Source organism: Mesorhizobium sp. M5C.F.Ca.IN.020.32.2.1 (assembly GCF_004023105.1).
GTDB lineage: Bacteria > Pseudomonadota > Alphaproteobacteria > Rhizobiales > Rhizobiaceae > Mesorhizobium > Mesorhizobium wenxiniae.
The window spans coordinates 1-7,750 of record NZ_RZSX01000235.1; the positions used below are offsets into that span (position 1 = coordinate 1).

At 62.2% G+C, this 7,750-nt stretch carries 5 protein-coding genes; 3 read left to right on the forward strand and 2 right to left on the reverse strand.

The annotated features are described in order from the left end of the window. The first annotated feature begins 110 nt into the window (after window positions 1-110). Both EOA86_RS14030 and EOA86_RS14035 read left to right on the forward strand, forming a co-directional pair. The gene (locus EOA86_RS14030) at window positions 111-1,085 is read left to right on the forward strand and encodes an ABC transporter permease subunit (protein WP_095519031.1); all 975 of its coding nucleotides are present in this window, start codon (window positions 111-113) and stop codon (window positions 1,083-1,085) included. Then, a complete protein-coding gene (locus EOA86_RS14035; protein ID WP_065010779.1) occupies window positions 1,082-1,900 on the forward strand; it encodes an ABC transporter permease subunit in 819 nt (272 codons plus the stop codon). The genes EOA86_RS14030 and EOA86_RS14035 overlap by 4 nt, the downstream gene beginning before the upstream one ends. Before the next feature lie 29 nt (window positions 1,901-1,929). Here the strand turns inward: EOA86_RS14035 and EOA86_RS14040 are convergent, their stop codons facing one another. Then, complete coding sequence (locus tag EOA86_RS14040; protein ID WP_127210513.1) at window positions 1,930-3,780, reverse strand: AsmA family protein; 1,851 nt, start codon at window positions 3,778-3,780, stop codon at window positions 1,930-1,932. Between the two features lie 295 nt (window positions 3,781-4,075). Between EOA86_RS14040 and EOA86_RS14045 the strand changes: the two genes are divergently transcribed. Further along, the gene (locus EOA86_RS14045) at window positions 4,076-6,046 is read left to right on the forward strand and encodes an acetoacetate--CoA ligase (protein WP_128342191.1); all 1,971 of its coding nucleotides are present in this window, start codon (window positions 4,076-4,078) and stop codon (window positions 6,044-6,046) included. Between the two features lie 423 nt (window positions 6,047-6,469). Here EOA86_RS14045 and EOA86_RS14050 read toward each other — a convergent pair. Continuing rightward, on the reverse strand, window positions 6,470-7,750 hold a 1,281-nt coding region (locus EOA86_RS14050), incomplete at its 5' end, for a histidine kinase dimerization/phospho-acceptor domain-containing protein (RefSeq protein ID WP_128342193.1).

The following is a 7,750-nucleotide window of genomic DNA, read 5'->3' on the forward strand; positions in this document are numbered from 1 at the left end:
AGCACGATGAACGCGGCCCGCCTCGCCGAGGATCCGCTGAGCTGGAACGACCGTGCCTGGGTGTCGTTCAGGCCGGACGCCGGCGTCGTGCTGACGCGATAGGGGCGGTCATGTCGAATGCCGCTGTCACCGCTGCAACGAGCTCTCGGGCCGCCGATGCGGGCAAATCCGCCCTGGCCAGACTGGGAGAGGCCGTCGTTGGCCGCCTTGTCATCATCATCCCCTATCTGTGGCTGGTCTTCTTCTTCCTGATTCCGTTCGTCATCGTCTTCAAGATTTCGCTGTCGCAGACGGCGATCGCCATACCGCCCTACGCGCCGGTACTTGGCTTCGGCGATGGGCTTTCCGGTTTTTTCGCTCAGCTGAAACAGCTCAGCATCGATAACTACACATGGCTGACGCAGGACGCGCTCTACATCAACGCCTATGTGACGAGCGTCGTCGTCGCCGCCATTTCAACGGTGCTGACATTGCTTGTCGGCTACCCGATCGCCTATGGCATGGCCCGTGCGCCGGCGATGCTGCGCCCGACCTTGCTGATGCTGGTGATCCTGCCGTTCTGGACCTCGTTCCTGATCCGCGTCTACGCCTGGATCGGCATCCTCAAGCCCGAGGGGCTGCTCAACCAGCTGCTGCTCGCCACCGGCGTCATCAGCCAGCCGCTGATCATCCTCAACACCTACACGGCAATCTTCATCGGCATCGTCTATTCCTATCTGCCGTTCATGGTGCTGCCGCTTTATTCCGCCCTCGAGAAAATGGACTATTCGCTGATCGAGGCGGCCAAGGATCTCGGTTGCCCGCCGACCAGCGCCTTCTGGAAGATCACCTTTCCGCTGTCGCTGCCCGGCGTCATCGCCGGTTGCCTTCTGGTGTTTATTCCCGCCGTTGGCGAGTTCGTCATTCCCGACCTGCTCGGCGGATCGCAGACCCTGATGATCGGCAAGACGCTGTGGAACGAGTTCTTCGCCAATCGCGACTGGCCGGTGTCGTCGGCCGTCGCCGTCATCCTGCTGTTGCTGCTGATCGTGCCGATCATGCTCTTCCAGCGGGCCCAGGCCCGCGCCCAGGAGCAGGACAAATGAACCCGACCTGGAGCCGCTTCAACATCACTTCGATCGTGCTGGGCTTTGCCTTTCTTTACCTGCCGATTGTCCTGCTCGTCGTCTTCTCCTTCAACGAGTCGAAATTGGTCACCGTCTGGGGCGGCTTCTCGACCAAATGGTACGTCTCGCTGTTCCACAACCAGGGCCTCATGGACGCCACCTGGGTAACGGCTCGCGTCGCCGTCATCTCGGCCACCGTGGCGACCGTGCTCGGCACGCTGGCGGCTCTCACCCTGACGCGCTACACGCGCTTCAAGGGCCGGATGCTGTTTTCCGGCATGGTCTTTGCGCCCTTGGTCATGCCGGAAGTCATCACCGGCCTGTCGCTGCTGCTGCTCTTCGTCGCCGTCGGTCTCGACCGCGGCTTTCTCACCGTCACGCTTGCCCACATCACCCTGACCATGTGCTTCGTCGCGGTCGTCGTGCAGTCGCGCCTGATCACGTTCGACCGCTCGCTGGAAGAGGCCGCGATGGATCTTGGCGCGCCGCCGGTGAAGACCTTCTTCCAGATCACGCTGCCGGTCATCATGCCGGCGATCGTGTCTGGCTGGATGCTGGCGTTCACATTGTCGCTCGACGATCTGGTCATCGCCAGCTTCACCTCAGGGCCCGGCGCCACCACGCTGCCGATGAAGATCTACAGCCAGGTTCGTCTCGGTGTGACGCCGGAGATCAACGCCGCCTGCACCATCCTGATCGCGGTCGTGGCGGTCGGCGTCATCATCGCTTCGCTCGCCAACAAGCGTCGCGAGGTGCAGCGCCAGCGCGATGAGCAGGCCGCACAGCGTGGGTGACGAAAGGGGGGCGGCAATACGCTCGTTGCCTACTCTCCGGAAACCCCGCGGCTTATCGGCGAAACGAACGGCGTGCTCCACGTTCCGCCGACGAAGAACGAAGACTGGTTGGGACCCTGGTTATTTGTCTGCGTGGCTGGCTGGTCCGCCTGAATGATGCCGCCGGACAGCGCCAGCCCGCGCCCGGCATAGGAGGCGATGCCGGAAAGCCAGATCTTGTACTTCGCCGAATTCGCTTCGGCCTTGTCGATCTTCGCCACACCGTTCGAAATGCTCGCCTTGAGTTCGGCCCCGTCGATCGGCAGCGTTCCGTCGGAGACATCGTCGAGCGCGAAGAACCCGCCCTGTTCGTTGTGTTTGAGAAACACCGGCAAATTGAACCGGCTCAACGCGCCCTGGCCGAATTTCGCCGAAACCGAGCCGTCGGCGTTCTCGAAAATGGAATCCCAGGTTCTGCCCGGCCCCTTGAGGATGACCGAAATGGTTCCCGTGCCGATCGGCACCAGTCGCGTCATTCCGGCTGCGGTGCCAAAAGCCCCACCATCGATGTCGGAGGCGAGCAGCCTGATCTCGACCTGCGTGCCTCCCGGCTTGCGGTCGAAACGAAGACTGCTCTGGATGTTGCCGCCAAAGGCCGATGCATCGGAAATATCGAAGACGGCAAGACCGTTCTTGACCTGGGCGGCGGCGGCGACGTCGGCAAGCTGGATGGCGCCTGCAGTGGCCTGCGCTGCCGACAGTCTGAGATCGAGATCGATCCGGTCGGCGACGCTTATGTCGATTTCGCCTGGACCAGCGCCGTCCGCAGGCGCCAGGGGGGTGAAGGCGGAGAGAAACGACCGCAAGTCGAGCGTCTCGAAGGCGAGCGTACCGGCGATCACCGGCCGCGCCTCGCCAAAGGAGAAGTCCAGCGCACCCATTCCCGGATTGTCGTCCAGAGCGATCTCGGTGTTTTCGAATTTAATGCGGCCCGAGGTCGCCGTGACCTTGCTGGAAACGGAAACCGAGCCGATTGCCGCGCCCGGCGCGATGCCGGCCCGCGACCATTCGAGCACGCGCCTGAGCGAGGGTGCGGCAAATTTCGCCTGGCCGTCGAAATAGGCATTCTCGGACATGCTGGCCACGCCGTCGAAGGAAAAACTGGCAGGGGCCGCCTTGAAGGAAAGCGTCATCGGCGCCGCACCGCCCCCAAACAGCACCAGCGGGTTCGACGATGCGGCATCCACGGCGATGCTTTCGCCACGCCAGATCCCGGTCGCCGACAGCGTCGCATTGCTGTTCATGGCGGCCCAGTTCGCCTGTCCGCTCAGGCTGCTCAGTATCTCAGCGTCCTTACCATCGACGGAGGTCACCACGCGGCCGTTCCTGAACTCTACGGTGCCGAACGGATCAGCCGGCAGCTTGCTCAGGTCCGGCTTGGCTGGATTGGCGCTGACCACGGCGCGGGCGATGTCGATGGAACGGGTGATGCGCCCGCCTGAGGGCAGGGCGGGCAGGAAAAGCCCATGTGCTGCGCGTTGAACCCTGATCGTCGGCCGGATCAGCCGCGCCGTCGAGAACACCACATCGCCGCGCAACGCCGCCATGGCGGAGAGATTGACCTCGACCCGTTCGGCCTCGATCACCGGCGGGGCGTCGGTTTCTGTCCATTGCGAAAGCGTCACGTCGGTCAGGATGGCCCGGAAATTCGGCCAGACCTCGATCCGCGGGGCGCCGTCGATGGTGACCCTGAAACCGCTCCATGCACTCATTTCCCAGGCGATGCGGTCGCGCACGATGCGGGTCGAGGCGACGAGCGGAAGGGCGGCAACGGCCAGCGCGATGACGAGCACGGCAACGCCGATCGCCCATATTCCGCGCCGGATCAAAGGTGATGACATGTCGCCCGTATGCTTCCGTTCCGACCAAAAATCGCCCGACAGGTGTAATCCCAGTCGTCACTACGACTTAGGGCTGACGCATTTCAAGTCTTTATGGCCCGGCGATGGCATTTGCGCACATCCGCGTCGCGCGGCCGAACAAAATCTTGCTCTGCTGCGACGCGATATGCATAAGCGATCCCAATGCCTGTCGCCAAAATGCGCAACCTTTTGGGATAACGACATACATAAAACAAAAGTCTAAAGCGCGTCGCGTGAACTCTTCAAACGTGACGTGTTTTAAGGAGGAACGATCATGGCTGGCGACGCACCGCTCTGGGCACCGACGAAAGACCAGGTCGACGCGGCGCCGATGACTGCCTTCATGCAGGCCGCCGCGGCCGCAACCGGCAAGGTTTTTTCCTCCTATGCCGAACTACACCGTTGGTCGATCGACGATCGCGAGGCATTCTGGAGCCTGGTCTGGAACTTTTGCGGGATCGTGGGCGACAAGGGCGCCGGTGGCGGCGAACGCGTGCTTGTCGATGGCGAGAAAATGCCCGGCGCCGCGTTTTTTCCCGACGCGAAGCTGAACTTCGCCGAGAATCTGTTGAAGAAAACCGGACTCGGTGACGCCATCGTCTTTCGCGGCGAGGACAAGGTCGAGCGCCGGCTTTCCTGGAATGAGCTGCATGCGCTGACCTCGCGGCTGCAGCAGCTTTTCCTGTCGCTTGGGGTGAAAAAGGGCGACCGTATCGCCGCCATGATGCCCAACATGCCGGAGACCGTCGCGGCAATGCTGGCGACAGCCTCGATCGGCGCCGTCTGGTCGTCCTGCTCTCCCGATTTCGGCGAACAGGGCGTGCTGGACCGGTTCGGGCAGATCGAGCCTGTCGTCTTCATCGTGCCCGACGGTTACTGGTACAATGGCAAGGCGATCGAGGTCGCCGACAAGATCGCGGCCGTTGCGGCAAAGCTCGTCACCGTCCGCAAGATCCTGATCGTCGACTATCTCGGCACGTCGGCCGATGTGGCGGCGACCATCGAGAAGGCGACTGCGCTGGACGAGGCGCTCTCATCCTTTGCCACCAAGCCCGTCACCTTCGAACGGTTACCGTTCGCGCATCCGCTGTACATCCTGTTTTCTTCCGGAACGACCGGCATTCCCAAATGCATCGTCCATTCGGCCGGCGGTACGCTGATCCAGCATGTCAAGGAAGAACGGCTCCACGCCGGCCTGCTCGACGGCGACCGCTTCTTTTATTTCACCACTTGCGGCTGGATGATGTGGAACTGGCTGGTGTCCGGCCTGGCGTCGGGCGCAACCCTTCTGCTTTATGACGGGTCGCCCTTCTATCCCGACGGCAACGTGCTGTTCGACTTCGCCGACGCCGAGAAGATGACCTATTTCGGCACCTCGGCCAAATTCATCGATTCCGTGCGCAAGGCCGGCCTCAGACCGATCAAAACGCATAATCTTTCGAGCGTGCGCACGATCTCCTCCACCGGCTCGCCACTGTCGCCCGAGGACTTCCGCTTCGTCTATGACGGCATCAAGAAGGACGTGCATCTCGCCTCGATTTCCGGCGGCACCGATATCGTCTCCTGCTTCGTGCTCGGCGTACCGACCGAACCGGTATGGACCGGAGAGATACAGGGGCCTGGCCTCGGCCTCGCCGTCGATGTCTGGGACGACGACGGCCACACGCTCAGGCAGGAAAAGGGTGAGCTCGTCTGCACCAAGGCGTTTCCGGCGATGCCGATCGGCTTCTGGAACGATCCCGAAGGCAAGAAATACCACGCAGCCTATTTCGAGCGCTTCGACAATGTCTGGTGCCACGGGGACTTCGCCGAATGGACCGCTCATGGCGGCCTGATCATCCATGGCCGCTCCGACGCGACGCTCAACCCGGGCGGGGTGCGGATCGGCACGGCGGAGATCTACAACCAGGTCGAGCAGATGCCGGAAATCTTGGAGGCACTGTGCATCGGCCAGGATTTCGACAACGACGTGCGGGTTGTGCTGTTCGTGCGGCTGGCTGAGGGGATGCAACTCGACGCGGAGCTGGAAAAACGCATCCGCGCGAAAATCCGCAGCGGCGCGAGCCCCCGCCACGTGCCGGCTAAAATCGTCGCGGTCGCCGACATTCCACGCACCAAATCGGGCAAGATCACCGAGCTTGCGGTGCGCGACGTGGTGCATGGCCGCGCCGTCAAGAACAAGGAGGCGCTGGCCAATCCCGAAGCGCTCGAGCTGTTCCGCGACCTGCCGGAACTGGCCGACTGAGCAAACAGGCCGGCGGTGCCATGCGACTTAATAGGCCCGGCCGAGCATGGTTAACGAAATATCTCGCTCGAATTTACCTAGAATTCATGAGTGGTACACATTGGTAAATTTTTCGCGGAGCCGGTAAGGTTTTGTTAAGGGCCGGCATCGATAGTCGTGCGTAACTTGAGGGAGAAATCCCGTTCCTCTCCAGAGGATCTGAATTCGCTCAAGCCCCGTGTAACAGCAATCCAATCATTCAAGGCGTCCTGTGGACGCCTTTTCTTTTGGAGCATCGGACCCAAAAGTGGGGACCGGTTTTGGGAAAATCCGATGCTCAAACAAAAAAGATAGAGCATCGGACCCAAAAGTGGGGACCGGTTTTGGGAAATCCGATGCTCAAACAAAAAAGATAGAGACACGGACGACTGACAGTCCGCCGCTCTAATCCGCGAGCACGCGGGTCGACGGGAAAGCGACTTCGACCAGGGTGCCCTCTCCGGGCGTCGAGTTGATGGTGAACCGGGCCCGGTTCGCCTCGACCATGGCCTTGGTCAGCGGCAGCCCGAGACCGGTACCGTCGCCGCGCCCGCGCTTCAGCGCGTTGATCTGCTTGAACGGCTTGAGCGCCTGCTCGATCTCGGACTGGCTCATGCCGATACCGGTGTCGCGCACGCGCATGACCACGTCGCCGGAGATCTCGTAAGCTGTCGATACGATCACCTGGCCGCCGGCCTGCGTGTAGCGAATGGCATTCGACAGGATGTTCAGTGCGATCTGGCGCACGCTGCGCAGATCGGCCACCACTTCCGGCAGCCGAGAGGCGAAGCTGGAGCGGATGATGACACGTTCGCGGTTGGCTTGCGGCTGCATCATCGCCACCGTCTCGGACAGCGTGTCGTTAAGTGACACCGCCTCATATGCCATCTCCTGCTGGCCGGCCTCGATTTTCGAAATGTCGAGCAGATCGTTGACCAAGTCGAGCACATGATTACCCGACCGGTTAATGTCGCGTAGATAGTCGCGGTAACGGTCATTGGCGACCGGCCCGAATTTCTCGTCGACCATCAGCTCGGAAAACCCGATGATAGCATTGAGCGGCGTGCGGATCTCGTGGCTGATGCGGGCGAGGAAGTCGGTCTTTTGCGAGGAGGCGCGCTCGGCCACGGCGCGTGCCTGGGTCAGATCCTCTTCGGCCCGCTTCCATTGGGTGATGTCGCGCACCACCGCGCAGAAGCCGCTATCGTTGGGCAGGCTGCCGATGGTCATGAACAGCGGAATGAAGCGCCCCTGCGCCTCGCGTCCAATCACCTCGCGGCCGTCGTTGAGCACGCTCGCCACGCCGGGCTCGGACAATCCGTCGAGATAGTCTCGCGCGGCGCGCTGGCTTTCGATCGCGAACAGCGAGACGAAGGGCTTGCCGCTCACCTCGTCGCTGTCGAAACCGAAAAGCGCTTCGGCCGGGCGGCTGATCGAGCGGATCGTTCCGTCTCGGCTGATCAGCACGACGCCGTCGGTCGCGGTGTCGATGATGGTGCGCATCTCGGCGATGCGTGCCTTGAGCTCGGAAGTGTCCGGCTGCGTCTGGTCGTCGGCGGTACTATGCAGAATGGCTGCTGCCTCGTCGTCGCCGGAACGGCGCACGACCAGCATCAGCGCCTTGCCGCCACGCCACGGAACCGAACGCAGAATGGCCTCGATCGGGAACTCCTGACCGTCATGCGT